We start from the raw sequence: 23,417 nt of genomic DNA on the forward strand, positions 1-23,417 counted from the left end.
GCACAACCCAGGCAGGAGTCAAACACCATGAACACACCTTTACTGAACTGCGATATCGGCGAAAGCTTCGGCGCCTGGACCACCGGCCGCGACGCCGACATCATGCCCTTTATCGATTGCGCCAACATTGCCTGCGGCTTCCACGCCTCGGACCCCGGCACCATGCGCAAGACGGTTGCCCTGGCCCTGGCCCACGACGTCTGCATTGGCGCCCATCCGGCCTACCCGGACCTGGTCGGCTTCGGTCGCCGCTCCATGAGCTGCACGCCACAGGAAGTTGAAGACCTGATCCTTTACCAGATCGGTGCGCTGGAGGGCATTTGCCGCGCACAGGGCGGGCGCGTGCAGTACGTCAAGCCACACGGCGCGTTGTACAACGACATGATGCGCGACGCCGCGCAACTGCGTGCGGTGTTCAAGGCCGTGGCCGCCTACGGCGGCGATTTGCGGCTGATGCTGATGGCCCAGCGCGACAACACCACGGCCCTGACCCTGAGCGCCGAGTTCGGCGTACCGTTGTGGTTCGAAGCTTTTGCCGATCGCGCCTACGACCCGGCCGGGCACCTGGTGTCGCGCAGCCTGCCCGGCGCCGTCCACCACGACGCGAATACCGTGATCGACCAGGCGCTGACCCTGGCACGTGGCGAAGCGCTGATTGCCACTGATGGCAGCGCCCTGCATCTGCAAGCCGATACCATTTGCGTGCACGGTGACAACGACAGCTCGATTGCCGCCGTACAGCGTATTCGCCTGGCCCTCCAGGAGCTGCAAGACGCATGAAGATCCGCATCGAAATCGTCGCGGTCGACTGCCTGATGGTGCGCTTGTTCGACAGCATCGACGAAGCCCACATGCCTTGGTTGCTGGCCGCTTCCCGGCGTCTGCACGAATGTTTTGGCCAGCGGCTGATCGACCTGGTGCCCTCCTACACCACCTTGATGGTGCATTACGATCTGCAGCAACTTCAGGCGAGCGAGGCCCGGCAACTGATCGCCCAGGCCCTCGACGACCTGCAACCGGATACGCGTGGCAGTGGCCGCACCCACAGCCTGCCCACTTGGTACGACCCTCGGGTGGGTCCCGAGCTGAAATTGCTGGCAGACCGCAGCGGGCTGTCGATCAATCAGGTCATCGAACGCCACAGCGGCCACGAATACCAGGTGTTTGCCCTGGGCTTCGTCCCCGGTTTTGCCTTCATGGGCCTGGTCGATGAAATCCTCGCCAGCCCGCGCCTGAACACCCCGCGCAAACGAGTGGCCGCCGGCAGCGTCGGCATTGCCGAACGCCAGACCGCTGCCTACCCACAGGTTTCGCCCGGCGGCTGGAACCTGATCGGGCGCACGCCGGTTCGGCTGTTCGATCACGCCCTGGAAGGTTACAGCCTGCTGCATCCGGGTGATCGGGTACGTTTCGAAGCGGTCAGCCATGACGAATTCATCCGCCTGGGCGGCGACGACACACCTTTGGAGGCACAGCCATGAGTGGCCTGCTGGTAGAGCGCAGCACCCCTTTGGTCCTGTTGCAGGACGGCGGCCGCTTCGGGATTCGCCATCTGGGCGTCACCCAGGGCGGCGCCACCGACTGGATCTCCATGTCCTGGGCCAATTGGCTGCTCGGCAATGCACTGGACGCCGCCGTGATCGAAATCACCCTCGGCGGCCTCAGCCTGATTGCCGAGCAGGATGCCTGCCTGGCCCTGGCCGGGGCCGACCTTGGCGCCAAGCTCGACGACCAGCCACTGCAACCCTGGAGCAGTTTCCTCGTGCGCCGTGGCCAACACCTGGTGTTCAACCAGCCGGTCCAGGGCGCGCGCGCCTACCTGGCGGCCCCCGGTGGTTTCGATGCGACGCCGGTCATGGGCAGCAAGTCCACCGTCTGCCGGGAGGGCCTGGGCGGTCTCGACGGCTCGGGGCTTGCGCTGGCGGCGGGCCAACGGCTCAACTGGTCCGGGACCTCGCCGGCACCGCGCAAACTGGACGCCGACCGGATACCCGACCTGAGCGCGACCAGGCCCCTGGAAACCGTACTGGGCGCGCAAATCGCCGATTTCGCCGGACAAAGCCTGTTCGATGCGTTCAACAGTCCCTGGCAAGTCGACTCGAGGGCCGATCGCATGGGCGTGCGCCTGCTCGGCACGCCCCTGCATTATCAGGGCAAGCCGCTGATCTCCGAGGGCATCCCCCTGGGGGCCATTCAGGTTCCGCCGGACGGCCAGCCGATCATCCTGCTCAACGATCGCCAGACCATCGGCGGCTACCCGCGCCTGGGCGCCCTCACCCCAGGCTCACTGGCTCGCCTGGCGCAGTGCCTGCCAGGCACCGAACTGCGGTTATCACCTGTGGTCCAAGACGTTGCGCAAGAGCAACATCGACGCTTGCTGGCTCAGTGGCAGTAACGTAAACGAACCCTTCCACGCCCGGTTTCAGGGCGTGGCGGTGAATCAGCAATTCTTTGCGCGCTCCTTTTGCATCTGCCAGCCATTCAGCAAACACGGTGCTAGGCTGTCCTGATAACCGAGGATTTTCAATGCCAAATTCCGACCTGCTGCCGACCCTGCTGTTCAAGATCAACGAGAACCAGCTCGCCCTGGAAGCGGCCGTCATGGAGCTGGCGAACTGGGCTGAGCAACACGGTGCCAAGGACATTGCCGAGAACGTGCATGTCGCCCTGGACGTCATCGACAGGAATGAAGAGTTCATCAAGCTGGCGCTTGCGGTGGTAATGGCGCCGGAATGAATAACGGCGCGAGACGGCAAAGGCCGATACCTCTGCGATCAAAGAAACAAGCCCACCCTGACCAGTTGCGGCCACTCAGCATTTCTCTGAAACAGCTGGCAGGGCGAACGATTGAACCTTATGCCTGTCCGGCCTCCTCGTATATCAGCCATTCCCTGATGCCCGCCAGCCATTCTTCCCGGGTGCACCGCAAAACCTTATCACCGGCAGCCAACGAACCGGTGGCGACAACCTACGGTGCCTCTTTTTCAAACGCCGCATCAGGCGCAAGAATTTCCTCGAGGAAGTCGATGAACACATTGATCCGACTGGAACCCCGGTGATTGGGCAAATACAGCGCGTTGATGCAACTGCTCGCACTGCCGGGGTTGACTTCGTAGTGCTCCAGCAACCGCGTCAAGCGCCCTGCGGCAACGTCGTCGCGCACCAGCCAGTCGGCGAGCAGGGTCACCCCGCCCCCTTTGATGGCCGCCTCACGCAGGATGTCGGCATTGTTGCTTTGCAGACGGCCCTGGACATTGAGCTGAATGGTGTCCTCGCCCCCCTGGAACGTCCAGTGCTGATGTGAACCGCCGTAGTCGAAACGCAGGCATTGATGCTCGAGCAAATCGCGCGGATGACAGGGGGTCGTATGGCGGCTCAGGTAATCCGGGCTGGCCACCACCCAGCGCTGGAAGGCCCCGACCCGCTTGCTGACGATGTCCTCGCTGACTACCGAGGAACCGAGACGCACCGACACGTCAATCTGCTCACTCAGCAGGTCGCCGACCTGATCGCTCAACGACACGCTGATTTCCAGCCCGGGGTGACGGTCGAGCAATCGGTCCAGGTGTGGAGCGATGATGCGACGACCGAACTCGACCGGGACGCTGATGCGCAGGCGTCCCTGCGCATCGCTGCCGCGGTCGGCGACCACGGCATCGGCTTCGTCGATGGCTTCGAGAATGGCCACGGCCTTCTCGAAATAGGCTTGCCCGGCAACGGTGACGCTGGTGTTGCGGGTCGTGCGGTTGAGCAGGCTGGCACCCAGTTCGTGCTCCAGCCCCGCCACCTGGCGCGTGACCGAAGAGGTCGAGATACCGAGCTTGCGCGCCGCCGAGGAATAACCGCCGCAACGTACGGTTTCAACAAACATCTTCAGTGCCAGCAACTTGTCCATCAGCGGGGTCCGGTCGATAGGGAACGGTGCTGATTGTGCATCACCGTTCGCCGGACGTCTTGTACGACCGTGCTTGACCGCCAGACAATCAGGCATCGGCCTTGCGCCCCAGGAACATCACCAGCGCCAGCGCCGGAAGCAATGCCACGGCCATGGCCGACAGCTGCCAGCCGACGTGTTCGTACAGCGGGCTGGCCACCAGCGACCCCAGTGCGCCGCCGACGAAGATGCTGGTCATGTACACGGCGTTGAGTCGAGCGCGGCTGTGCGGGTCGATGGCGTACACCTCACGTTGGCCCAGCACCATGTTCAGTTGCACGGCGAAATCCAGCAGCACCGCACACACCACCAGCCAGAGGTAACTGCTGCCCGGCAAGGCTCCGATCAACAACGAGGCCGGTGCCAGCAACAGGGCGACCAGCGTCCCGAGACGGCCGTGACCGGCATCCGCCAGGCGACCGGCAATCGGCGCAGCGACAGCCCCCACCGCGCCGACCAGGGCGAACAGCGCCACCTGCGACTGGCTGAAGCCGTGGTGACGCATCAACTCGATGGGCGCAAGCGTCCAGAACAGACTGAAGCTTGCGAACAACAGTCCTTGGTACAACGAGCGTTGACGCAGCAGCGAATGACGACGCACCAGCGCAAACACCGAGCCGATCAGCGCTGTGTAGGTCGCCTGGTGCGTCGGCACACGGCGTGGCAATGCAAGGGCAGTGATCAGGGCAATGAGTGTCATCAATGCCGCCGCGCTGAAAAACACCCCGCGCCAGCCGAACGCTTCCACCAGCAGGCTGGACAACGGCCGTGACAACAGAATGCCCAGCAACAGGCCGCTCATGATGTTGCCGACCACACGACCACGGGTAGCTTCAGGCGCCAGGTGCGCCGCCAGCGGCACCAGGATCTGCACCGCCACCGAGGTGAGGCCGATCAACAGGGAGAACACCAGGAACATCGACGGTGAATGGGTCAGCCCGGCGCACAGCAGCGTCACGCTCGCGGCGAGGGTGAAGCCCACCACCAGACGGCGGTTCTCCATCAGGTCGGCCAGCGGCACCAGCAGCAACAGGCCCAGCGCGTAGCCAAACTGGGTCAGTGACACGATCAGGCTGGCGTTGGCACTGGACAGGCCGATCTGTGGCGCGATCAGTTCGACGATCGGTTGTGCGTAATACAGGTTGGCCACGACCGCGCCACAGCAAAACGCCAGGAACGCGACCATCAGACCGGAGAGCGAAGCAGGCTGTTCGGCCTTGACCGCTGCTGCAGGGTTGCCCGTATGCATGATGACACCTCATTGAGTGGGGAAAGTGAGGGCAAGGCTACGGGCCCCGCTCGACACCGAGAATGGGTGCCTGGAGCAAGGCAGTGATGCGCCATCCGCAACGGTGCCGGCGTTGCTGTTGGCGCAAAGCGCTGTTGCGCGACCTGGCAATACTCCGGCGCTGCCGCCTCCTCTACCTTTGGGCAACTGGCGCAGGGCTTTCCACCGGCGCCCTGACCCGACCGCTCGAGGAGCCGATCATGACGTTGCCAGCCGCTTCACTCCCGCGCTTCAAACTCACATGAAGGGCCACCTGATGAAGTCCAGGCGGCTGTGGACTGGCGTCGCCGCCCTCGCGCTCATGGGTGCAACCGGCGCGGCGATGCTGATATGGCGCCCGGCAATCGCGCCCATCGAGCGCCCGCAGCGGTTCGACGCCGCGCAAGTGCAACGCGGTGCGCGTGTGGTCGAGGCCGGCGATTGCGCGGTGTGCCATACGCGACCCGGTGGCCAATACCTGGCGGGAGGGCTGCCGCTGGTGACGCCGTTCGGCACGCTCTACAGCACCAACATCACCCCAGACCCGCAGACCGGCATCGGTTCATGGTCGCTGCCGGCGTTTGAACGCGCGATGCGTGAAGGGATCTCCCGCGATGGCCATTTCCTCTACCCGGCCTTTCCCTACGTGCACTACCGGCGCATGACCGACGCCGACATCGCCGATGCCTACGCGTACTTGATGAGCGGCCCGGCCGTGGACTCACCCGCGCAACAGAACCACATGAACTTCCCGATGAACATTCGCCCGCTGGTGTCGTTCTGGAACCTGCTGTTCCTCCATGGCGACGTTCTGACGCCGGCGGCGCAACAGCCCTCGGCCTGGAATCGCGGCCGTTACCTGGTCGACGGCCCCGGGCACTGTGCCGGCTGCCATTCGCCGCTGAACCTGATCGGTGCCGAACAATCCGGCGAATACCTCGCAGGCGGCAGCGTCGATGGCTGGGATGCGCCTTCGTTGCTGGGTATGGCCCGTCGGGCAAACCCATGGCGCCAGGATCAGCTGGTCCGCTATCTGCGGGCGGAGGTGGTCGAGGGGCACGGCACCGCGGCGGGGCCGATGCGTCCCGTCAGCCTCGGCCTGGCGCGCCTGCCGGTCAGTGATGCACAGGCCATTGCCGAGTACCTGCTGAGCCTGCAATCCGTGGCGACGGTGACGGAAATCCACGCCGATGCCACGAACGTTGCCGCCACCGACCAGAGCCCTGGCGCCCTGCTGTTCAGCAGTTCATGCGCCGGCTGCCATGCCTCGGCAGCGCCCATGCGCGTGATCGACGGCCGCCCCGCGCTGGCTCACACGTCGGCATTGCAAAGCCCGAGCGCGCGCAACTTCCTGAAAACCGTGCTCGAAGGCATACCCGCCCTCCCGGGCGAGCCCGGCCCGGTCATGCCGCCATTTGCAGCCAGCCTGGACAACCAACAGCTCACGGCCCTGGCGTCGTACCTGCGTCAGCAAGCCACCCCCGGCCAGCCATGGACCGATCTTTCTTCCACGATTGAAGCAATGCGTCAGGAGGCGAAATGACTCAACTCACGCTCAACGTCAACGGCTCGGCCAAGGCCCTGGAGCTGGAACCGGACATGCCGCTGCTCTATGCCCTGCGCAATCACCTGGGCCTCAACGGTGCCAAGTACGGTTGCGGCCTGGGCCAGTGCGGCGCCTGCACCGTCATGGTCGATGGCCAACCGGTTTTTTCCTGCGTGACACCCTGCGCGGGCCTGGAAGGCAAGCAGGTTCGAACCGTTGAAAGTCTCGGCTCCGCCGAGCGGCCCGGCCCGTTGCAGCAAGCCTTTATCGACAAGCAGGCCGCCCAGTGCGGCTACTGCATCGCCGGCATGCTGATGCGGGCCCAGGCATTGCTGGAACAGAACCCGCACCCGGACGAACAGACCATTCGCCAACACATGGCCGTCAACCTGTGCCGTTGCGGCACCCACCTGCGGATCATCGAGGCGATCAGCCTCGTGGCCGGCCACACCGGGAGTGCAGCATGACCCAGGCGCCAGCACTCAACCCCAGTCGCCGGGCTTTCCTGCGCGGCAGCGCCCTGCTGATGGCGTTTACCCTGGTACCGGCGGCGCGTCGGGCATGGGCCGACAGCGAAGTCGATACCCTCGGCACCGTCGTGCTGGCGCCGGACCTGCCCGGCAGCCTGCGCACCAATCCCTACCTCGATGCCTGGATTCGCGTGGATCCTGACGGCATCACCGTCTATACCGGCAAGGTCGAATTGGGTACCGGTGTCAAAACCGCATTGCTGCAAATCGCCGCCGAACGCCTGGAAGTGTCCCCGACAGCCATCACCCTGCTGACGGCCGACACCGCCCTGACGCCCAACGAAGGCTACACCGCCGGCAGCCACAGCATCTTCGACAGCGGAACGGCGTTGTTCAACGCGGCGGCCCAGGTGCGTGAGTTGCTGATGGATTCCGCCGGACGCACCTGGGGCGTCGCACTGGCCTTGTTGAGCACTGCCGAAGGCGTCATACACGGCCCCGGCGGGCAACGGATGGCCTACGCCGACGCGGTCAAAAACGTCGACCTGCACCTTTACGCCAAGGCCGAGTCGCCGAGTATGCCGCCGACCGCGTTCAAGCTCATCGGCCACTCGCTGCAACGGCTGGATATCCCGGCCAAGGTCAGCGGCGGTCCCGCCTTCGTTCAGGACATTCGCCTGCCGGACATGCTGCATGCCCGGGTCATCCGCCCGCCTCGTCCCGGCTGCACACTGCTGGCATTCGACACGCAAGCGATCGAGGCGTTGTCCGGCGTGGTGCACGTCATGCGTGACGGCAATTATCTGGCCGTCGTCGCCCGTGACGAGTGGCAAGCCATCAAGGCCATGCGCGAGGGATACGCGTCGGCGCAATGGAGCGGTGGCCAGGCAATCCCTGAGTCCCGGGACATTCATGCCTTGCTCGAACGCCTGCCTTCACGCCGCTACCCGATCAGCCATGAAGGCACACCTCAGGCGGCAACCGACCTGGGCTATCGGGCCCGGGTGACCAAGCAATACCTGATGCACGGTTCCATCGGCCCGTCCTGCGCGGTGGCCTGGTTCAAGGACGGCAGCCTGACGGTCTGGACCCACAGCCAGGGCGTCTACCCGCTGCGCGCCGGCATCGCCGAAATGGTCCGGCTGCCGCCCGAGCGAGTTCGCTGTATCCACGCCGAAGGTTCCGGCTGCTACGGCCACAACGGCGCCGACGATGCAGCGGCGGACGCAGCGCTGATTGCCATGCGCATGCCAGGCACGCCGGTGCGGGTGCAGTGGATGCGCGAACAGGAAAATCTCTGGGAGCCCTACAGCTCGGCGATGGTCAGCGAAGTGCAGGCCAATCTGGATGCGCAGGGTCGATTGCAGGACTGGAACTACGAGCTGTGGACGACGCCGCACAACGAGCGCATCGTCAATGCCGGCCGGCTGCTGCCGGCGCGATTGCTGGCGCGCCCCTTTGCCTCCGCGCCCTCGGTGCCCATCGCCCAGCCTGAAGGCGACGGCGATCGCAATGCCGTGCCGCTGTACACGCTGGCCTCCACGCGCATCGACATGAACTTCGTGACCCAGATGCCGTTTCGCACCTCGGCCATGCGTTCGCTGGGCGCGCACATCAACATTTTTGCCATCGAGTCCTGCCTGGATGAATTGGCCGCCAAAGCCGGGATCGATCCCCTCGCCTTGCGTCTGGCTCACCTGACGGACCCACGGGCTCGGGCGGTGATCGAGCGTGTACGCGACGCCATCGGATGGCCGCAAAAGAGTGTCGAGCCTGGCGCGGGGATCGGCCTGGCGTTCGCCCGCTACAAGAACATCATGGGCTATTGCGCGATTGCAGTACGCCTGCGCGTCCATCCGCAGACCGGCGAGGTGCAAATCGATCAGGTCGTCACGGCAGTCGACGTCGGACAGATCGTCAACCCCGACGGCCTGCGCAACCAGGTGGAAGGCGGGATCGTGCAGTCCACCAGTTGGACGCTCTACGAAAAAGTCGCCTATGACGCCGCCGGCATCCGCAGCTACGACTGGAGCGGCTACCCGATCCTGCGTTTTACGCAACTGCCGAAAAAGGTCGACATCCACCTGCTCGACCAACCCGGGCAGCCGTTTCTCGGTGCCGCCGAAATCGTCCAGGGACCGATGGCCGCCGCCATCGGCAATGCCGTGGCGAACGCCACCGGGCGGCGCTGGTTGAACCTGCCGCTGACCCGTTCGGAGCAGCCGGCCTGACCCGGCGCGACCGGGGGCATGTCACGCTTCAATCGCACCCTTAGGGAAATTGAATTGGCGACCGCCCCGCCCGATCGACAATCATCGGCGCAGGCAATCCGACGAGGCAACCGCCATGACGTTCGAAGCAGACACACTGGTACAACTGACCGAAGCGCTGCAACAGCGCGGCATGCTGCTGGTAGCGGATGTCGCCTTCATCCGCGCGCCGTACCGGCATGATCATCGCTGGTTCTGCACCGTGGCGTAATCATGCCCGTATCGCGCCAGCATGCCGGCCATGGCGCACCCCAGGCTCGGGCACGCACACCTGTCAGATCAGCAAGTCTTCATGAAACGCCCCGAACGGACGATCAGGATGGGCGATCTGGATTTCCAGAATCCACAGGCCGGTATTCGGGTACTCGGCTAAATCCCCCAGGTCGCCGCCCCGATAAATCGCGTGGGGGAAATCGCTGACCCGATGCCCCTTGATAGCATCGAACGCATCAGCAACGGGCGCATTCACCCCAGAAGGCGCTGAATCTCCTTCTGCACGAAATCCGTGAACAGTTTTACCCTGATCGGTGTGTTCACTCCAAAACCGTGTATCGCATGCAGTTCCAGCGAAGGCAACGTCTGTTCCGGCAGGAGTCGGATCAGGCGGCCTTCCTCCAGGTCCTGCTGGACGATGCAATGCATCAGGTAAGCAACGCCCATGCCGTCGAGGGCCGCCGTGCGCAGGCCGAAGCCCGAATCCAGGCCGATCCGCCCCTTCGGCAACAACGTTTCACCGCTGGCGAAAACGATCGGCAGGGTTCTTCCGCCCAACTGGTAACGTGCGAATGGCAGGTTGCGCAGTTCACTGATGGTCTCAGGGCGTCCTTGCGCCTGAAGAAACTCGGGAGACGCTACCAGCACCATGGCCATCCGGGCCAGCGTACGTGCTCGCAGGTTGCTGTCGCCCAGCGATCCCACCCGGAAAATCACGTCATAGCCTTCAGTGATCAAGTCAACGTGATGGTCCTGGAGGTTGAGATCGACCTCCAGGTCCGGATGCTCCAGCAGAAACGACGAGCCAATCCCCGGCAACAACAAGCGTCCCAGCTCGCTGGGCATGCTCGCCCGCAGATGCCCGCGCACGCTTCCGGTGGGCCTGATCGCATCTCCGGAGTCTTCGAGTGCTCGCAACAGCGGCGCCACGCGCTCGAAAAACAGGTGCCCGTCGGGCGTCAGGCTGAGGGTCCGGGTCGAGCGCCGAAACAGCGTGACATTGAGCTGTTTTTCCAGGCGTGCAATGCCCTTGGAAATCGCCGAAGGCGTCGTGCCGAGGTGGCGCGCCGCGCCACTGAAGGAGCCGGCCTCCACCACCCGGACAAAGGCAATAAGGCTGCTCGACTGACTCAACAGGCTGGACATCTTGTGACTCCGAAGCACAACTGATGTGCCTTGTTCAGGACTGGTTAGCGAAATGACGCGCCGGATAATACGTCGAATCATCAATGATCGGAGTCAGCGAATGAAGCGTCTCGAAGGTAAAACAGCCGTCATCACCGGTGGCAACAGTGGGATCGGCCTGGCCTGCGCCTGCCTGTTCGCCCGGGAAGGCGCCCAGGTGATCATCACGGGCCGGCGTAAAGCAATCCTGGACCAGGCCATCGAGACCATCGGCCACGGCGCCATTGCCATCGAAGGCGACGTGGCCAGTCTGGAACATCAGGACAATGTCGCCGCACAGGTGAAAGCGCGCTTCGGCGGACTCGACATCTACATGGCCAACGCCGGGGTCATCACCCTGCAGCCCTCGGCGCAGGTGTCGCCGGACGATTATGACGCGCAGTTCAACATCAACACACGCGGCGTGTTCTTTGGCGTGCAGTCGATCACCCCGCTGCTGCATGACGGTGCCAGTGTGATACTGACCAGCTCCCTGGCCGCCACCAAGGTTCTGCAGAATCACGCGGTCTACGCCGGCAGCAAGGCGGCCATCGCGGCGTTCGCTCGCAGCTGGGCACTGGAGCTGCGCGCACGCCGCATCCGGGTCAACGTGCTGAGCCCGGGCCCGGTCGACACCGCGATCATCGGTAAATTGGGTATCTCGGATGAACAGCGACCGGACTTCCTGAAAATGCTGGGGGACATGATCCCCGCCGGGCGCCTGGGCGAAGCGGACGAACTGGCGCGCGCCGCGCTGTACCTGGCCTCGGCTGACAGCGCATTCGTCAATGGCATCGAGCTGTTGGTGGATGGCGGGATGTCTCTGACCTGAAATTCCGCCAGGTATGGAGCAGGCGAAACTCGACGTTTCGCCAGCCCACCCCGAGGTTTACCGCGGTTCAGGATGCTCGCTGGAGACTGAGTTGTTGGCCTCTACGTCCGACATGTCCTCATCCACCGGAGCTTCGTCATCGGCGGGCAGCGGAACCTCCGGCTCCTTGCGTTTGGGATCATGCCCGGCCTCATTGTCCGTCGTGCGCGTCACCTCCTGCTGCGACCTGTTGCCGGGTGCATCTTCATCGATGTCCATGCTGGCTCTCCGTTCTGAAGCGCGGGATATCCGCCCTTAAAACCTGAGAGACAGTGGCGCCTCGCAAGTGCCCGGCCATGGACGAACGGTTGGGCGCCAACCGGCGGATACAACAATTTACCGGCGTTCACAGCGCCAGGCGCTGCATTGCATACAGTCAATTTTCCATTTTCCCGTTCAATGGATGGACCTATGCAATCGACACTCGGAGTCAGAATCTGTGAAGCGATGGAGCAACGCAACCTGTCGAAACTGTACGCCGTCGCCGTCGCGCTCAACGTGACGGAAAGCGCGGTGAGCCGCTGGAGAAAGAGCGGTCGCCTGACGGTTGAGAACACCATCGCGTTGTGCGAGTTGCTGGATGTGTCCAGCGACTGGCTGCTGCTGGGCCGGGGCACGATGGACATGCATCGCGGCACCCAACCCATGCGGTCGCAGCAGGTTCGAATATCCCTTGCCAGCCTCCCGGAGGCGGCGGTCGTGCATCTGGAGCACTTCCTGGCGGCTATCGAATCGCATCGGTCTTGAGCGCTGCGCAAGCGAATCGGTGAAATCTTGCACCGCGCTCCACCTGAACGTATTGATTCAAACCTCACTCGGGATCATGTTCTGGCTGTCGCCTTTTTTCGATGTGTTCAAGGAAAACGGAAGTGGCAGTAGCGCACAAGAAAGGTCGATACCACCTCACACTTGGAGCCAGACATGGGACAGTCAAACACGATCGAACAGCAACAGGAAAAGAACAAGGAGTTCCAGGCCTACGTCGACCAGATGCGTAAAGACCTCGACAAAAGCCTGGCCACCGAAACGAGTGCCCTGAACGCCAGAGTCAAGGAGCATTACAGCAAGTACGGCGACGACGCCTTGATGATTGCCAGCAGTTACCGGCACTTGACCACGGCGAGCGAATGGTCGCTGAAATCGATCAACGTCATGATCGACTCATGCCGCAAGGCGATTTTCGGGGGCAAGTTGCCCGATGGCGCGAAAAAGGACACGCCGACCGCCGAGGTCGGCGCGGCCATTCAGGCCATGACGAACCTGGACATGCTGATCGCCAACGCCGCCTTCGACGCGGTCCAGGCGCTCCTGACCAGTGTCGGCTCGACCACCAGTACCAGCATTTCCGTGAAGAGTGATGAAAAGATGCTGGCGCCGGGGATGACCCTGTTCATCACCGTGGTGGAGAACGCCTATAGCAGCAAAAGCTTTTTCAGCAATGAAACCATCATCCAGAACCTGTTTCTGTTCGAGGTCCGTTTTTCCATCAAGGAAGGCAAGGCCATGAGCAAGCTGAGCGACCTGCAGGCCTATGAAAACCAGAAGCAATCCATGCGCAACCAACTGACGAAAATCGACGCCGCGGTGGAGAAACTGGACCCCACCGCAGATGATTTCCTGACTTCGCTGGCCAAGTTCGCCAGCATCAGCGACGTACTGAACACCCGTCTGAAGGCCATCGACGACAAACTCCAGCAGATTGCCATCAGCTCGGCACCGAACGAGGTCCAGCCGCTCAAACCAGGGTTGCAGGATACGTTCGAACGCGACGAAATCGTGCAGCGCATCAAGGCGAAGTTCGACCGCGCACGGGCGGGCAGGCGCTGATCAATCACAGGGCCGTGAGGGTTTACCCCATAAACACTTCGTTCAATGAGGAACGGATCATGATCATCGTCTTTGAAATGAGTACCGATAAGGATATCGTCGGCACACCACTCAGTGCCGGCTGGCAACCCGAAAACGCTCGCTACCGATGGGCACAGATCAACCAGCCACAGAGTCTGAACATCCCGGGAGGTGCGGTCATAGTCGTGGTCGCACACGGCACCAACAAAACCATAGGCAATGAGGGCCCGACCCTTAACATCACCGCCGATCAATTCCTGGACATCGTGCAGCACCATATGCAGCACGGGCACGCACCCGCCGCTATCTACATCTCCACGTGCGGTGAGGAAATCGCGGGCTTTGCAGCCCGGGTAGTGCTTTGCGCCGAAGCCAACCAGATGTGGGGAAATACGGAAATCTTCGGCCACCATGATGATGTTTCGGGCCCCGTCCCCGCGCCTACGCCACAAAGCGTGGAGTGGGATCCGATTTATCAGAAACGCACGAGAGGCTAGGTCCCACCCTCCAGTTGCGTGCAGCCCTGCTGTCACGCAACTGGATTGCTGTTCATCGCTTGCGCTTGTAATCCCGAGGGTCGATCCCCCACTTGCGCAGCCGCGAAGCCAGCGTAGTGGGCTTGAGCCCCAGCAACTGCGCAGCCCCGCCCTCCCCGGAAACCTTGCCCGCCGTAAGTTTGAGCATCGCCAGCGCATTTGACCGCAGCTTGAGTTGCAGCAACTCGTCGGCAACAGGCTCGCCCGCCTCCGCCTGTTCCACGGGCGGCGAATCCTGCACCCGCGCCCCGGCTACCAGCAGATCGTCGAACCGCAGGCGGCCGTCCTGGGAAACGATCATCTGCCGTTCGATCACGTTTTCCAACTCGCGGATATTGCCCGGCCATGCATAGCGCTTGAGCAATTCCACCTGCGCCAATGGCAGGCGCACACCGGTCTTGTTGAAGGCCAGGGACGCCCGCCGCAGGAAATGACCGGCCAACAGAGGAATGTCATCGATTCGCTCGCGAAGCGGCACCGAGCGAACGGGAAAGACATTCAGACGGAAATACAGGTCCTCGCGAAACCGTCCTTCGGCGATCATCGCCCGCAAGTCACGGTTGGTCGCAGCGATGACCCGCACATCCACCACACGCGTGACGTTGTCGCCCACCCGCTCGAACTGCTGATCCTGGAGCACGCGCAGCAACTTGCTCTGCAACTCGAGGGGAATTTCGCCCACCTCGTCGAGAAACAGCGTACCGCCGTCGGCCAGTTCAAAGCGGCCCATGCGTGCGTTCACGGCGCCGGTAAAGGCCCCTTTGACGTGGCCGAAAAACTCGCTCTCGAACAAATCCCGCGGAATGGCCGCGCAATTGACCCGAATCAGCGGCCGGTCACTGCGCCGGCTGCTGGCGTGGATGGCCCGCGCGATCAGCTCCTTGCCGGTGCCGGACTCACCATTGATCAGGACGTTGGCATCGGTGGGCGCCACCAGTTCGATCTGGCGGATCAGGTGCAACACCGCCGGGCTTTCGCCGACGATTTCATGGTGATTGCGCTCAGCCTTGATCTCTTCCTGCAGGTACTGGTTTTCCACCTCGAGGCGCTGCTTGAGCTGTTCGACTTCATTCAGTGCCTCACGCAGGCGCTGCTCGGCCCGCTGCCGTTCGCGAATATCGCGAAACAGCACCACCGCGCCCACCAGACGGCCCATCTCGAAGATCGGCGTGCTGGTGTATTCGACGGTGATGGCTTCACCGTTTTTATGCCAGAACACTTCATTGTCGACCCGGTGCACCTGGCCGTCGCTGAAGGACGCATGGATGGGGCACTCCTGGACCGCAAAGCAGGAACCGTCGCGGTGGCTGTGATGGAACAGTTGGTGCGCGTCGTGGCCCACCATGTCGGCGGCGCTCCAACCAAGGATGCGCTCCGCGGCAGGGTTGATGAAGGTGGTCTGGCCCTTGGCATCGAGCCCGTAGATGCCCTCGCCGACCGCGCCGAGAATCAGCCGGTTCTGTTGTTCGATCCGCTCGAAGACCTGGGAAATCCGCTCCCACCCCACATGCCCGAGCCGGTGCTGTCGGCGCGCTTCCGAACGGTTGCGCCGCGTTTCCAGCACGTCCCGGCGCTGGATCGTGAACAGGATGCGCCGACCATCGGCCAACGCATTGGCGCTCACCTCCACCGCGTGCTGACGGCGGCTCATGTCAACCAGCACCAGATCATCCGACCAGGCCTGTCCCTGGGTCAGCGTCTCATCACTGAAACTGACCCACAGGGACAGGCCTTCGCCGAGAAAATGACTGAACCGCAAAGGGATTTCATCGTCGCGGGTCGACCCCAGCAGTGCCAATGCCGCGAGGTTCGCTTGCAGCAGCGCATCGCTCTGCGGATCGACCACCAGCATCGCCTGTGACGCGCATTCGACTGCTTCATCTTCAAAACCGGCGCGGGTCATTGCGGTCACTCATCAAGGTCATCGGAACCCGGTGGAAAATACGAGTTTTCGTTATTTATTTCACCAAATTTCGTTATTTACGAAATATCGTTACTCAACTCACCTTTGCGAAATGAATTAAATCACTTAAATATCAATAGGTTAAAAGTCATATCAAAATTGGCACAACTCTCGCTATGGGTAGATTCAGAAACGGCGATCACCGCCATTTTTCATCGACCCTAGAGAGTGAGCTGAGCAATGAACAAAGTCGAAATGCACCACACCATCATGGCTGCCAAGGCCCGCCTGAACCTGAGCTGGGACAGCCTCGCCGATGCCGCACAAAAAGCGCCGGTCTGGGTCGCCTCGGTCTGCTACGGGATGAACAGCGCGCCAGCGGACGTCGCCGCACGCATTTGCCAGGCGCTGGAGCTGGGTGACGAGGTGGCGGCGGCGATGACGGTATTTCCCACCAAGGGCTGGGACCAGGCCATTCCTCAGGACCCGCTGATCTATCGCCTGTACGAGCTGGTGGGCGTGTACGGCCCTACGCTCAAGGACGTGATTCAGGAGAAGTTCGGCGACGGCATCATGAGCGCGATCGACTTCTCCATGCATGTCGACAAGATCGAAGACCCCAAGGGCGACCGCGTGCTGGTCACCCTGAACGGCAAGTTCCTGCCTTACCGATCCTGGTAACGGCTTCACCTCATCGCACTCGCCGCCACCCACGCATGCCAAGGGGTCACCCAAATGTCCTATCTGCTTCCGTTTGAATTCGTCACCAAGATGCTCGATGCCGGCGAATCGAAGATTCACATGTCCACCCGGGACACGCTGATCCGCGCCTACATGGCCGGCGCGATCCTCGCGCTGGCGGCCGTGTTCGCCGTCACCATCGCGGTCCAGACCGGCTCGGCGCTGCTCGGTGCCGTGCTGTTTCCGGTGGGCTTTTCCATGCTCTACCTGATGGGCTTCGACCTGCTCACCGGCGTGTTCGTGCTGACGCCGCTGGCGCTGCTGGACAAGCGCCCCGGCGTCACGGTCAACCGGGTCCTGCAAAACTGGGGACTGGTCTTTCTCGGCAACTTCGCCGGCGCGCTGACCGTCGCCTTCATGATGGCGTTCATCTTCACCTACGGCTTCAATACCGCTCCGGGCGCCGTCGGCGAAAAGATCGCCAGCATCGGCGAGGCGCGCACCCTGGGCTACGCGCATTACGGCGTCGCCGGCTGGATCTCGATTTTCCTGCGCGGCATGCTGTGCAACTGGATGGTGTCGATGGGCGTGGTGGGCGCGATGATTTCCACCTCGGTCAGCGGCAAGGTGATCGCCATGTGGATGCCGATCATGCTGTTCTTCTTCATGGGCTTCGAGCATTCGGTGGTGAACATGTTCCTGTTCCCCTCCGCCATGATCATGGGCGGCAACTTTTCGATCATGGACTACATGATCTGGAACGAGATCCCGACCGTACTGGGCAACCTGGTCGGCGGCCTGGCTTTCACCGGCCTGACGCTGTACAGCACGCATATCAGGACGGCGGCGAAGCGGGTGATTTGCTGAACCTCACAGCAAGCGAACAATATCGAAGCCCTGTTGAGGGGCTTCGATTGTTGACAGGGCTCCATGCTGACCCGCTTCTACACCGCCGAATCATCCTCCACCCGTTCCTCGGCAGCCTGATCCATCGTAATCACTGCGTCGATCCCCCAATCGTTGGGTTCGGCCCAGTCCTCGCCGAACATTTCCACCGGATGCATCGTCCGGTCGGCGCCGTTGCCGCAGGCCAGGGATTTCGCCGGGCAATACCGATCACAGCCCCAGCAAATGCGCTCGGGGTGGCTGGGATTGACGGGAAAGTGCTTGGCCATGCCGATCTCCAGATCATCAAGGGGCGTATCCCACCTTACAACGCCGGATTTGCGTCGGCCTTGATGCCTGTCAAGAAAGAGCACCCGATGCCCCTGACACGCTTCCCCGCCACGGGCTAAGCTTGTCTCGCCTGATAGAGACCGGAGAGTCGTTATGCTTAACAAGAATCCTGCCCCGAACGCTTCCACTCCCCCGACGCCGTCGACCTGGGACGACAAGGACGCCACTGCCTCCCTCGCCAGCGAAGCGTTCACTGCGCCGCCGGCGTTGACCAACGCCGAACTGGTGCACCTGCGCGTGCGGGTGATTGCCCTGGAAAACCTGGTCATTGCCCTGTTGGCCGAAGGCTCGGAGCGCCAGCGTGAAGTGGCTCGGGAAATGGCCGATTTCATTTCCCCAAGACCCGGTTTCACCCAGCATCCCTTGACCATTCACGCCGCAGACCACATGACCCACAGCGTGGAGCGCGCCGAACGATTCCGCCGTCGCGATGAGCCGGCGACTTAAACACTCAAAACTTGATAACAATCATTATTGTTCGCAGCAAAGCTTCCTAGACTCGGGTTCCTACTCGTCAGTCCTCAGGAAGTCATCATGCGTACTCCGTTTTCGCTGTCACTCGCCCTGCTCCTGCTCGCACCATTGGCCCATGCGAAGGAATACCCGATCGGCTCGCCCCAGACGTGTGCAGGGCTGGAAGTCGGGGCGGTGTATTTACAGCCGATTGAAATGGAACCCGCCGGCATGATGCGCGCCACTGCCGATTCCGACGTGCACCTGGAAGCCGACATCCGTGCCACTGCGGACAATCGCAACGGCTTTCAGGAAGGCAGCTTCGTGCCGTACCTCAACGTGTCCTTCAAACTGAAAAAGGTCGGCAGCGATCCGGAAATCAAGGGCGACTTCCACGCCATGGTGGCCAACGACGGTCCGCACTATGGCGATAACGTCAAGTTGCTCGGCCCGGGCAAATACCAGCTGACCTTCACCCTCCTGCCGCCCGGCGGTCATGCCTCCCTGGGTCGTCACACCGACAAGGAAACCGGCGTCGCTCCGTGGTTCGAACGTTGCGAGCTGAACTACGAGTTCGTCTACGCCGGCATCGGTAAAAAGGGCGGCTACTGAAATGAAGCGTCTGCCGCTCGCCTGGCTGCTGGCCGCAGCCTTTGCGCCGTTGGCCGCCCATGCCGAACTGCCGACCTATGAACTGAGCCTCAATGATGGGCACTTCACCCCCGCCGTGCTGGAGGTGCCGGCGGGACAACGCTTCAAGATCATCCTGAAGAACATCGGCCAGGGCCCCGCCGAGTTCGAAAGCACGCCGTTGCGGGTGGAAAAGGTGCTGTCGCCCGGCGTGACCACCTTCGTGGTCATCCACCCGCTACGGCCCGGTCAATACCCGTTCTTCGACGAGTTCAACCTGCAATTGCCCGAAGGCAGCCTCCTCGCGAAATAACCCGACATGTACGGAGCGTTCATGAATCAATCAATGTTCATCGTCTGGCGGGAAAGCGTCGAGGCACTGCTGGTGATCGGTATCCTCCAGGCCTGGATCAGCCAGCAGCAACAGGACCAGCGGCTGACCCGGTTTCTCTGGGCTGGCGTGGTGCTTGGACTGATGGTCTCGGGGCTGCTGGCCGGGGCGATCCTGTGGGCGGGCAACGCCATGAGCGGGGCCGGCAGTGAGTGGTTCCAGGCCGCCCTTGCGCTGATCGCCAGCCTGCTGATCGTGCAGATGGTCCACTGGATGCGCCGCCACGGGCGCACGCTCAAACAGGATTTGCTGCGCGATGCCAGCAGCAAAATTTCCCGGCAAGGTGGCTGGGGCCTGTTGCTGTTGGCGCTGCTGGCGGTCAGCCGAGAAGGCAGTGAAACGGTGGTGTTCCTGTATGGCGCCGGTGCGCAACTGCGCGGTCCCCAGCTCGGCCTGTTCGCCATCGGCGGTGCGTTCGGGCTGGTGCTATCGGCGCTGACCATCACCCTGCTGCACAGCAGTCGTCGGTTCATTTCCTGGCAACGCTTCTTCGCCATCAGCGAGACCATTTTGCTGATGCTTGGCGCGGCGTTGCTGGTCAGTGCCGTCGAGCGCATCGGTGGCCAACTGCTCGGCATGGACATGCCCGAAGTGGTTTACAGCCTCGCCGGCGACGCACTGTGGGACAGCAACACCTTGCTCGGTGACAGCCACGGTCTCGGCGGTTTCCTCGCCAGTTTTGCCGGTTACCGGGCAACACCCAGTACCCTGACCGTGCTGGCGTGGGTCGGTTACTGGCTGATCGTCGGTGGCTGGCTGCGCTACCGCAGCACGGAAAAACTCCCATGCCTGAACTGACCTGGCGCAATCGATGGCTGCAGCGCGCGGGCGACGGGATGCGTCGCCACGCGCGGGCCATCCGCGTGGTGCAGTGGTTCGTCGTGCTGTTCTACGGATCATTGCTGGTGATTCCGGCGCTGCTGCCGCTGCCGGACAGTCAGGCGCGGATGCTCGATAACCTGACCCTGTTCGCGCAGTTTCTGTTTTGGGGCCTCTGGTGGCCGTTCGTGCTGCTGTCCATCGTGCTGTTCGGCCGACTCTGGTGCGGCGTGCTGTGCCCGGAAGGTTCGCTCAGCGAATGGGCCAGCCAGTACGGCAAAGGCATGGGGGTGCCGCGCTGGGTGCGCTGGGGTGGCTGGCCCACCCTGGCATTCTGCCTGACCACCCTTTATGGCCAGCTGATCAGCGTCTACGACTACCCGCAAGCGGCGTTGTTGATTCTGGGCGGATCCACCGTGGCAGCCGTCGCCGTCGGTTTGCTGTTTGCCCGGGGCAAACGCATCTGGTGCCGCTACCTGTGCCCGGTCAGCGGCGTCTTCGCCCTGCTCGCCCGCCTGGCACCGGTACATTTTCATGTCGATGAACAACGCTGGGTGAAAAACGCCGCGCCGCGTCTGCCTCCGCCCAACTGCGCACCGCTGCTGGATATCCGCCGCCTGCGCGGCGCCAGTGACTGTCATGCCTGCGGGCGCTGCAGCGGACAACGTGGCGCGGTGCAGTTGATCGCCCGCTCAAGCAATCAGGAAATTCTGCAGTCGACGGCGCAAAGCGTTTCGGCCTGGGATGTGCGCCTGCTGCTGTTTGGCGTGATCGGCCTGGCGATGGGGGCGTTTCAGTGGACGGTCAGCCCCTGGTTCATCGCCCTCAAGCAAACCCTCGCGCAATGGCTGGTGGAACACGATCACCTGTGGGCCCTGGAGGACAATGCGCCCTGGTGGCTGCTCACCCATTATCCGCAGCTCAATGACAGCTTCAGCTGGCTTGATGGTTTCAGCATCATCGCTTACCTGGGTTTGAGTTCGCTGGTTCTCGGCACTGCGCTGATGATCTTCATGCGCCTGGCCGCACGTTTGGCGGGTGATCGCGCACTGTTTTGGCCCCTGGCGCTGACCTTGACGCCCCTGGGTGGTGCCGGACTGTTTCTTGGGCTGTCGGCGACCACCGTGAAACTGCTGCGCTATGAGGGGTTGTTGCTGGACTGGGTGCAACCGGCCAGGGCGTGGTTTCTGCTGGCGGCACTGGGCTGGAGCCTGCTGTTGGGATGGAAACGACTGAACCGCGAACGCCTTGCTCTGCCAAGGCGGGTTGCAGCGGGGGCCTGCCTGTTGCTGGCCAGTGGCTTGATCGGTTTCGGCTGGTGGTTGCAGTTCTGGGGCTGGGCCTGACCCTGTGCCAGAGCAGGCTGTATCCAGGTTGGATGTGCCAATGCCATCGCGAGCAGGCTCGCTCCCACACTGTTGGCGTCGTTCACGAACCTGCGGACACCCGAAAACCTGTGGGAGCGAGCCTGCTGGCGATACCGGTAGCCCGCTCGCCCCGATGCTGGATGTACCCGCCCCCACCTTGTTCAGACTTTGAACCGCGCCACGGTCTGGTGCAGGTCGCCGGCCATCTGTGCCAGTTCCTGGCCGGCGCTGTCGGTGTGGCGGGCGCCGAGCAGGACCTGTTCGGAGAAGCTGCGGATGCTCACCAGGTTGCGGTCCACCTCACGGGCCACCAGCGCCTGTTGCTCGGTGGCACTGGCGATCATCAGGTTGCGCTCATTGATCTGCGAGATGGACCGGGTGATTTCATCCAACGCCTCGCCCGAGCGTTGCGCCACTTCCAGGGCGACCCGAACACGCTCGCTGCTGCCCTGCATCGCCGTCACTGCCTGCCCGGTATCCTCGCGCACGTTGTCGATCATCTGCTCGATTTCCCGTGTCGATTCCTGGGTGCGATGCGCCAGCGCCCTCACTTCATCGGCCACCACCGCAAAACCGCGCCCGGCATCCCCGGCGCGCGCGGCTTCGATGGCGGCATTGAGGGCCAACAGGTTGGTCTGCTCGGCGATGCTGCGGATCACATCGAGCACCTTGCTGATGCCCTGGACCCGGCCGGCCAGTTGTTCGATACGCTGCGAAGTGTCGGAGACGCCATGGGCCAGCTCGCCAATCGAGGCCACCGTTTCCTGCACCTGTTCACGTCCCCGGTGCGCGGTGATTTCAGACTGCCGGGAGGCTTCGGAGGTGCTTACCGCATTGCGCGCCACTTCATCCACTGCGGCGGTCATCTGGTTGACGGCGGCCGCGGCCTGCTCGATCTCCTGCCCCTGCAATTGCAGGTTGCTGGACGTCTGGCTGCTGACCGCACTCAGCTCTTCGGACGAACTGGCGACCCGGTCCACCGAGCCGGCGATGTGCCGGACCATGGCGTTGAGGCTTTGCTGCATCTGGTGCATGTTCATCATCACGCTGCCGTCGGCACTCGATGTCCTGGGCACGTCGATCGTCAGGTCGCCCTCGGCTATCTGGCTCAAGACCCGCGCCGCAGCATCCGGTTCGCCTCCCAAGGGTCGGGTGACACTGCGGGTGACAACGACCGCCGCCGTGATGACCAGCCCCATGCACAGCACAAACAAGCCGAACATGGTGCGCTGGGCGTCGCTGTACAGTTGCTGCGCCGCCCGCTCACGGTCGGCGAAGATTTTCCCTTGCAGCGCCATCACCGCGTCCAGGCTGCGATACACCTCGGCTTCGGCCGGTACGACCTTGTCCTTCAACTGCGCCCTGGCTTCAGCGAGCGCCCCCTGGCGGATCAAGACCTGCACTTGGGTGAACGCCGCAACGTAGGCTTCACGGTGCTTTTTCAGGGTCAGGTACGCGGCCTTGCCCTCGGGCAAGTCGAACAACGGCGCCAGGGTTTCGAAGGCCTGGGTGATGCGTTGCTTGGTGGCGTCGATTGCCTGGAACGAGGGCTGGTGGTCTTCGTTGATCAACAGGTCGCGGGTATGTTTGGCGTTGTCGCGCACGCCGGTGGCAATGACCATCAGCGGCTCGATCTTCGGCCAGTCCTGCTCGACGATGATGGCCGCCTGGTCCTTGAGGATTGCCATGTCGCGCAAGCCCTCGAAGGCCATGCCGATCAGTGCCAGCGGCGCAATGGCGAAGCCGATGACGATACGTTGTGCGGTCGTTAATTTAGCCATATCAAATGCTCCCCGTTTGATACCTGCCCGATGGGCA

Annotated in this window: 26 protein-coding genes and 1 pseudogene; 19 read left to right on the forward strand and 8 right to left on the reverse strand. The window is 62.8% G+C overall.

Annotation, left to right across the window (positions count from 1 at the left end; translation table 11 throughout):
* Positions 1 to 27: 27 nt before the first annotated feature.
* The 4 genes from ACM6IM_RS06905 to ACM6IM_RS06920 all read left to right on the forward strand — a co-directional run bounded on the left by ACM6IM_RS06905 (position 28) and on the right by ACM6IM_RS06920 (position 2,736).
* The gene (locus ACM6IM_RS06905; protein WP_192308191.1) at positions 28 to 780 is read left to right on the forward strand and encodes a 5-oxoprolinase subunit PxpA; all 753 of its coding nucleotides are present in this window, start codon (positions 28 to 30) and stop codon (positions 778 to 780) included.
* On the forward strand, positions 777 to 1,481 hold the full coding sequence (locus tag ACM6IM_RS06910; RefSeq protein WP_414864620.1) for a 5-oxoprolinase subunit B family protein: 705 nt from the start codon (positions 777 to 779) through the stop codon (positions 1,479 to 1,481). The genes ACM6IM_RS06905 and ACM6IM_RS06910 overlap by 4 nt, the downstream gene beginning before the upstream one ends.
* The gene (locus tag ACM6IM_RS06915) at positions 1,478 to 2,395 is read left to right on the forward strand and encodes a biotin-dependent carboxyltransferase family protein (protein WP_414864621.1); all 918 of its coding nucleotides are present in this window, start codon (positions 1,478 to 1,480) and stop codon (positions 2,393 to 2,395) included. Before ACM6IM_RS06910 ends, ACM6IM_RS06915 begins: the two co-directional genes overlap by 4 nt.
* A gap of 131 nt (positions 2,396 to 2,526) precedes the next feature.
* The gene (locus ACM6IM_RS06920) at positions 2,527 to 2,736 is read left to right on the forward strand and encodes a hypothetical protein (RefSeq protein WP_192308194.1); all 210 of its coding nucleotides are present in this window, start codon (positions 2,527 to 2,529) and stop codon (positions 2,734 to 2,736) included.
* A 232-nt stretch (positions 2,737 to 2,968) separates the two neighbouring features.
* On the opposite strand, the gene ACM6IM_RS06925 is transcribed toward ACM6IM_RS06920, so the two are convergent.
* Both ACM6IM_RS06925 and ACM6IM_RS06930 read right to left on the reverse strand, forming a co-directional pair.
* Positions 2,969 to 3,895: a LysR family transcriptional regulator gene (locus ACM6IM_RS06925; protein ID WP_414864842.1), complete on the reverse strand. Its 927-nt coding sequence runs from the start codon at positions 3,893 to 3,895 to the stop codon at positions 2,969 to 2,971.
* 88 nt (positions 3,896 to 3,983) lie between these two features.
* Positions 3,984 to 5,183, reverse strand: a complete 1,200-nt coding sequence (locus ACM6IM_RS06930) for an MFS transporter (RefSeq protein ID WP_414864622.1) — start codon at positions 5,181 to 5,183, stop codon at positions 3,984 to 3,986.
* A gap of 295 nt (positions 5,184 to 5,478) precedes the next feature.
* On the opposite strand from ACM6IM_RS06930, the gene ACM6IM_RS06935 reads away from it, so the two are divergent.
* The 4 genes from ACM6IM_RS06935 (at position 5,479) to ACM6IM_RS06950 (ending at position 9,698) form a co-directional block, all read left to right on the forward strand.
* Positions 5,479 to 6,744 carry a cytochrome c gene (locus tag ACM6IM_RS06935; protein ID WP_414864623.1) on the forward strand — a complete coding sequence of 422 codons (1,266 nt, stop codon included), beginning with the start codon at positions 5,479 to 5,481 and terminating at the stop codon, positions 6,742 to 6,744.
* Positions 6,741 to 7,214 carry a (2Fe-2S)-binding protein gene (locus tag ACM6IM_RS06940; RefSeq protein ID WP_192308197.1) on the forward strand — a complete coding sequence of 158 codons (474 nt, stop codon included), beginning with the start codon at positions 6,741 to 6,743 and terminating at the stop codon, positions 7,212 to 7,214. Before ACM6IM_RS06935 ends, ACM6IM_RS06940 begins: the two co-directional genes overlap by 4 nt.
* The gene (locus ACM6IM_RS06945; RefSeq protein WP_414864624.1) at positions 7,211 to 9,448 is read left to right on the forward strand and encodes a molybdopterin cofactor-binding domain-containing protein; all 2,238 of its coding nucleotides are present in this window, start codon (positions 7,211 to 7,213) and stop codon (positions 9,446 to 9,448) included. Before ACM6IM_RS06940 ends, ACM6IM_RS06945 begins: the two co-directional genes overlap by 4 nt.
* A gap of 115 nt (positions 9,449 to 9,563) precedes the next feature.
* The gene (locus ACM6IM_RS06950; RefSeq protein ID WP_263864731.1) at positions 9,564 to 9,698 is read left to right on the forward strand and encodes a hypothetical protein; all 135 of its coding nucleotides are present in this window, start codon (positions 9,564 to 9,566) and stop codon (positions 9,696 to 9,698) included.
* A gap of 63 nt (positions 9,699 to 9,761) precedes the next feature.
* On the opposite strand, the pseudogene ACM6IM_RS06955 reads toward ACM6IM_RS06950, so the two are convergent.
* A pseudogene (locus ACM6IM_RS06955) lies at positions 9,762 to 9,923 on the reverse strand ((Fe-S)-binding protein); the annotation flags it as partial.
* A gap of 29 nt (positions 9,924 to 9,952) precedes the next feature.
* Positions 9,953 to 10,846: a LysR family transcriptional regulator gene (locus tag ACM6IM_RS06960; RefSeq protein WP_414864625.1), complete on the reverse strand. Its 894-nt coding sequence runs from the start codon at positions 10,844 to 10,846 to the stop codon at positions 9,953 to 9,955.
* A 100-nt stretch (positions 10,847 to 10,946) separates the two neighbouring features.
* Between ACM6IM_RS06960 and ACM6IM_RS06965 the strand changes: the two genes are divergently transcribed.
* Positions 10,947 to 11,696: an SDR family oxidoreductase gene (locus ACM6IM_RS06965; RefSeq protein WP_414864626.1), complete on the forward strand. Its 750-nt coding sequence runs from the start codon at positions 10,947 to 10,949 to the stop codon at positions 11,694 to 11,696.
* Between the two features lie 57 nt (positions 11,697 to 11,753).
* Here the strand turns inward: ACM6IM_RS06965 and ACM6IM_RS06970 are convergent, their stop codons facing one another.
* On the reverse strand, positions 11,754 to 11,954 hold the full coding sequence (locus ACM6IM_RS06970; RefSeq protein ID WP_192308202.1) for a hypothetical protein: 201 nt from the start codon (positions 11,952 to 11,954) through the stop codon (positions 11,754 to 11,756).
* A 192-nt stretch (positions 11,955 to 12,146) separates the two neighbouring features.
* Between ACM6IM_RS06970 and ACM6IM_RS06975 the strand changes: the two genes are divergently transcribed.
* The 3 genes from ACM6IM_RS06975 (at position 12,147) to ACM6IM_RS06985 (ending at position 14,080) form a co-directional block, all read left to right on the forward strand.
* Positions 12,147 to 12,482, forward strand: a complete 336-nt coding sequence (locus ACM6IM_RS06975) for a helix-turn-helix domain-containing protein (protein ID WP_414864627.1) — start codon at positions 12,147 to 12,149, stop codon at positions 12,480 to 12,482.
* A 174-nt stretch (positions 12,483 to 12,656) separates the two neighbouring features.
* Positions 12,657 to 13,562, forward strand: a complete 906-nt coding sequence (locus ACM6IM_RS06980; protein ID WP_414864628.1) for a hypothetical protein — start codon at positions 12,657 to 12,659, stop codon at positions 13,560 to 13,562.
* A 59-nt stretch (positions 13,563 to 13,621) separates the two neighbouring features.
* Entirely contained in the window at positions 13,622 to 14,080 is a 459-nt protein-coding gene (locus tag ACM6IM_RS06985; RefSeq protein WP_414864629.1) for a hypothetical protein, read from the forward strand.
* Between the two features lie 52 nt (positions 14,081 to 14,132).
* Here ACM6IM_RS06985 and ACM6IM_RS06990 read toward each other — a convergent pair whose 3' ends face one another.
* Positions 14,133 to 16,022, reverse strand: coding sequence for a sigma-54 interaction domain-containing protein (locus ACM6IM_RS06990; RefSeq protein ID WP_414864843.1), 1,890 nt, complete (start codon positions 16,020 to 16,022; stop codon positions 14,133 to 14,135).
* Between the two features lie 240 nt (positions 16,023 to 16,262).
* Here ACM6IM_RS06990 and cynS point away from each other — a divergent pair, with 240 nt between their 5' ends.
* Both cynS and ACM6IM_RS07000 read left to right on the forward strand, forming a co-directional pair.
* Positions 16,263 to 16,703 carry a cyanase gene (gene cynS, locus ACM6IM_RS06995; protein WP_192308206.1) on the forward strand — a complete coding sequence of 147 codons (441 nt, stop codon included), beginning with the start codon at positions 16,263 to 16,265 and terminating at the stop codon, positions 16,701 to 16,703.
* Between the two features lie 54 nt (positions 16,704 to 16,757).
* Positions 16,758 to 17,570, forward strand: a complete 813-nt coding sequence (locus ACM6IM_RS07000; protein WP_192308207.1) for a formate/nitrite transporter family protein — start codon at positions 16,758 to 16,760, stop codon at positions 17,568 to 17,570.
* A 77-nt stretch (positions 17,571 to 17,647) separates the two neighbouring features.
* Here ACM6IM_RS07000 and ACM6IM_RS07005 read toward each other — a convergent pair whose 3' ends face one another.
* Entirely contained in the window at positions 17,648 to 17,878 is a 231-nt protein-coding gene (locus ACM6IM_RS07005; RefSeq protein WP_414864630.1) for a DUF3079 domain-containing protein, read from the reverse strand.
* A 154-nt stretch (positions 17,879 to 18,032) separates the two neighbouring features.
* On the opposite strand from ACM6IM_RS07005, the gene ACM6IM_RS07010 reads away from it, so the two are divergent.
* The 5 genes from ACM6IM_RS07010 (at position 18,033) to ACM6IM_RS07030 (ending at position 21,578) form a co-directional block, all read left to right on the forward strand.
* The gene (locus ACM6IM_RS07010; RefSeq protein WP_201192068.1) at positions 18,033 to 18,386 is read left to right on the forward strand and encodes a hypothetical protein; all 354 of its coding nucleotides are present in this window, start codon (positions 18,033 to 18,035) and stop codon (positions 18,384 to 18,386) included.
* Between the two features lie 87 nt (positions 18,387 to 18,473).
* Positions 18,474 to 19,004, forward strand: a complete 531-nt coding sequence (locus ACM6IM_RS07015) for an iron transporter (RefSeq protein ID WP_192308213.1) — start codon at positions 18,474 to 18,476, stop codon at positions 19,002 to 19,004.
* 1 nt (position 19,005) lies between these two features.
* Positions 19,006 to 19,335, forward strand: coding sequence for a cupredoxin domain-containing protein (locus ACM6IM_RS07020; RefSeq protein WP_192308214.1), 330 nt, complete (start codon positions 19,006 to 19,008; stop codon positions 19,333 to 19,335).
* Between the two features lie 21 nt (positions 19,336 to 19,356).
* Positions 19,357 to 20,211: an FTR1 family iron permease gene (locus ACM6IM_RS07025; protein ID WP_414864631.1), complete on the forward strand. Its 855-nt coding sequence runs from the start codon at positions 19,357 to 19,359 to the stop codon at positions 20,209 to 20,211.
* On the forward strand, positions 20,199 to 21,578 hold the full coding sequence (locus tag ACM6IM_RS07030) for a 4Fe-4S binding protein (protein WP_414864632.1): 1,380 nt from the start codon (positions 20,199 to 20,201) through the stop codon (positions 21,576 to 21,578). Before ACM6IM_RS07025 ends, ACM6IM_RS07030 begins: the two co-directional genes overlap by 13 nt.
* A 182-nt stretch (positions 21,579 to 21,760) precedes the next feature.
* Here the strand turns inward: ACM6IM_RS07030 and ACM6IM_RS07035 are convergent, their stop codons facing one another.
* The gene (locus tag ACM6IM_RS07035) at positions 21,761 to 23,380 is read right to left on the reverse strand and encodes a methyl-accepting chemotaxis protein (protein ID WP_414864633.1); all 1,620 of its coding nucleotides are present in this window, start codon (positions 23,378 to 23,380) and stop codon (positions 21,761 to 21,763) included.
* Between the last annotated feature and the right edge of the window lie 37 nt (positions 23,381 to 23,417).

Source organism: Pseudomonas sp. IT-P12 (assembly GCF_949767465.1).
Classification (GTDB): domain Bacteria; phylum Pseudomonadota; class Gammaproteobacteria; order Pseudomonadales; family Pseudomonadaceae; genus Aquipseudomonas.

Excerpts from the sequence above, each read along its gene's own strand:
- ACM6IM_RS06905 (WP_192308191.1), top strand. The coding sequence starts at position 28 with ATGAACACACCTTTACTGAACTGCGATATCGGCGAAAGCTTCGGCGCC.
- ACM6IM_RS06910 (WP_414864620.1), top strand. The coding sequence starts at position 777 with ATGAAGATCCGCATCGAAATCGTCGCGGTCGACTGCCTGATGGTGCGC.
- ACM6IM_RS06915 (WP_414864621.1), top strand. The coding sequence starts at position 1,478 with ATGAGTGGCCTGCTGGTAGAGCGCAGCACCCCTTTGGTCCTGTTGCAG.
- ACM6IM_RS06920 (WP_192308194.1), top strand. The coding sequence starts at position 2,527 with ATGCCAAATTCCGACCTGCTGCCGACCCTGCTGTTCAAGATCAACGAG.
- ACM6IM_RS06925 (WP_414864842.1), bottom strand. The coding sequence starts at position 3,895 with ATGGACAAGTTGCTGGCACTGAAGATGTTTGTTGAAACCGTACGTTGC.
- ACM6IM_RS06930 (WP_414864622.1), bottom strand. The coding sequence starts at position 5,183 with ATGCATACGGGCAACCCTGCAGCAGCGGTCAAGGCCGAACAGCCTGCT.
- ACM6IM_RS06935 (WP_414864623.1), top strand. The coding sequence starts at position 5,479 with ATGAAGTCCAGGCGGCTGTGGACTGGCGTCGCCGCCCTCGCGCTCATG.
- ACM6IM_RS06940 (WP_192308197.1), top strand. The coding sequence starts at position 6,741 with ATGACTCAACTCACGCTCAACGTCAACGGCTCGGCCAAGGCCCTGGAG.
- ACM6IM_RS06945 (WP_414864624.1), top strand. The coding sequence starts at position 7,211 with ATGACCCAGGCGCCAGCACTCAACCCCAGTCGCCGGGCTTTCCTGCGC.
- ACM6IM_RS06950 (WP_263864731.1), top strand. The coding sequence starts at position 9,564 with ATGACGTTCGAAGCAGACACACTGGTACAACTGACCGAAGCGCTGCAA.
- ACM6IM_RS06960 (WP_414864625.1), bottom strand. The coding sequence starts at position 10,846 with ATGTCCAGCCTGTTGAGTCAGTCGAGCAGCCTTATTGCCTTTGTCCGG.
- ACM6IM_RS06965 (WP_414864626.1), top strand. The coding sequence starts at position 10,947 with ATGAAGCGTCTCGAAGGTAAAACAGCCGTCATCACCGGTGGCAACAGT.
- ACM6IM_RS06970 (WP_192308202.1), bottom strand. The coding sequence starts at position 11,954 with ATGGACATCGATGAAGATGCACCCGGCAACAGGTCGCAGCAGGAGGTG.
- ACM6IM_RS06975 (WP_414864627.1), top strand. The coding sequence starts at position 12,147 with ATGCAATCGACACTCGGAGTCAGAATCTGTGAAGCGATGGAGCAACGC.
- ACM6IM_RS06980 (WP_414864628.1), top strand. The coding sequence starts at position 12,657 with ATGGGACAGTCAAACACGATCGAACAGCAACAGGAAAAGAACAAGGAG.
- ACM6IM_RS06985 (WP_414864629.1), top strand. The coding sequence starts at position 13,622 with ATGATCATCGTCTTTGAAATGAGTACCGATAAGGATATCGTCGGCACA.
- ACM6IM_RS06990 (WP_414864843.1), bottom strand. The coding sequence starts at position 16,022 with ATGACCCGCGCCGGTTTTGAAGATGAAGCAGTCGAATGCGCGTCACAG.
- cynS (WP_192308206.1), top strand. The coding sequence starts at position 16,263 with ATGAACAAAGTCGAAATGCACCACACCATCATGGCTGCCAAGGCCCGC.
- ACM6IM_RS07000 (WP_192308207.1), top strand. The coding sequence starts at position 16,758 with ATGTCCTATCTGCTTCCGTTTGAATTCGTCACCAAGATGCTCGATGCC.
- ACM6IM_RS07005 (WP_414864630.1), bottom strand. The coding sequence starts at position 17,878 with ATGGCCAAGCACTTTCCCGTCAATCCCAGCCACCCCGAGCGCATTTGC.
- ACM6IM_RS07010 (WP_201192068.1), top strand. The coding sequence starts at position 18,033 with ATGCTTAACAAGAATCCTGCCCCGAACGCTTCCACTCCCCCGACGCCG.
- ACM6IM_RS07015 (WP_192308213.1), top strand. The coding sequence starts at position 18,474 with ATGCGTACTCCGTTTTCGCTGTCACTCGCCCTGCTCCTGCTCGCACCA.
- ACM6IM_RS07020 (WP_192308214.1), top strand. The coding sequence starts at position 19,006 with ATGAAGCGTCTGCCGCTCGCCTGGCTGCTGGCCGCAGCCTTTGCGCCG.
- ACM6IM_RS07025 (WP_414864631.1), top strand. The coding sequence starts at position 19,357 with ATGAATCAATCAATGTTCATCGTCTGGCGGGAAAGCGTCGAGGCACTG.
- ACM6IM_RS07030 (WP_414864632.1), top strand. The coding sequence starts at position 20,199 with ATGCCTGAACTGACCTGGCGCAATCGATGGCTGCAGCGCGCGGGCGAC.
- ACM6IM_RS07035 (WP_414864633.1), bottom strand. The coding sequence starts at position 23,380 with ATGGCTAAATTAACGACCGCACAACGTATCGTCATCGGCTTCGCCATT.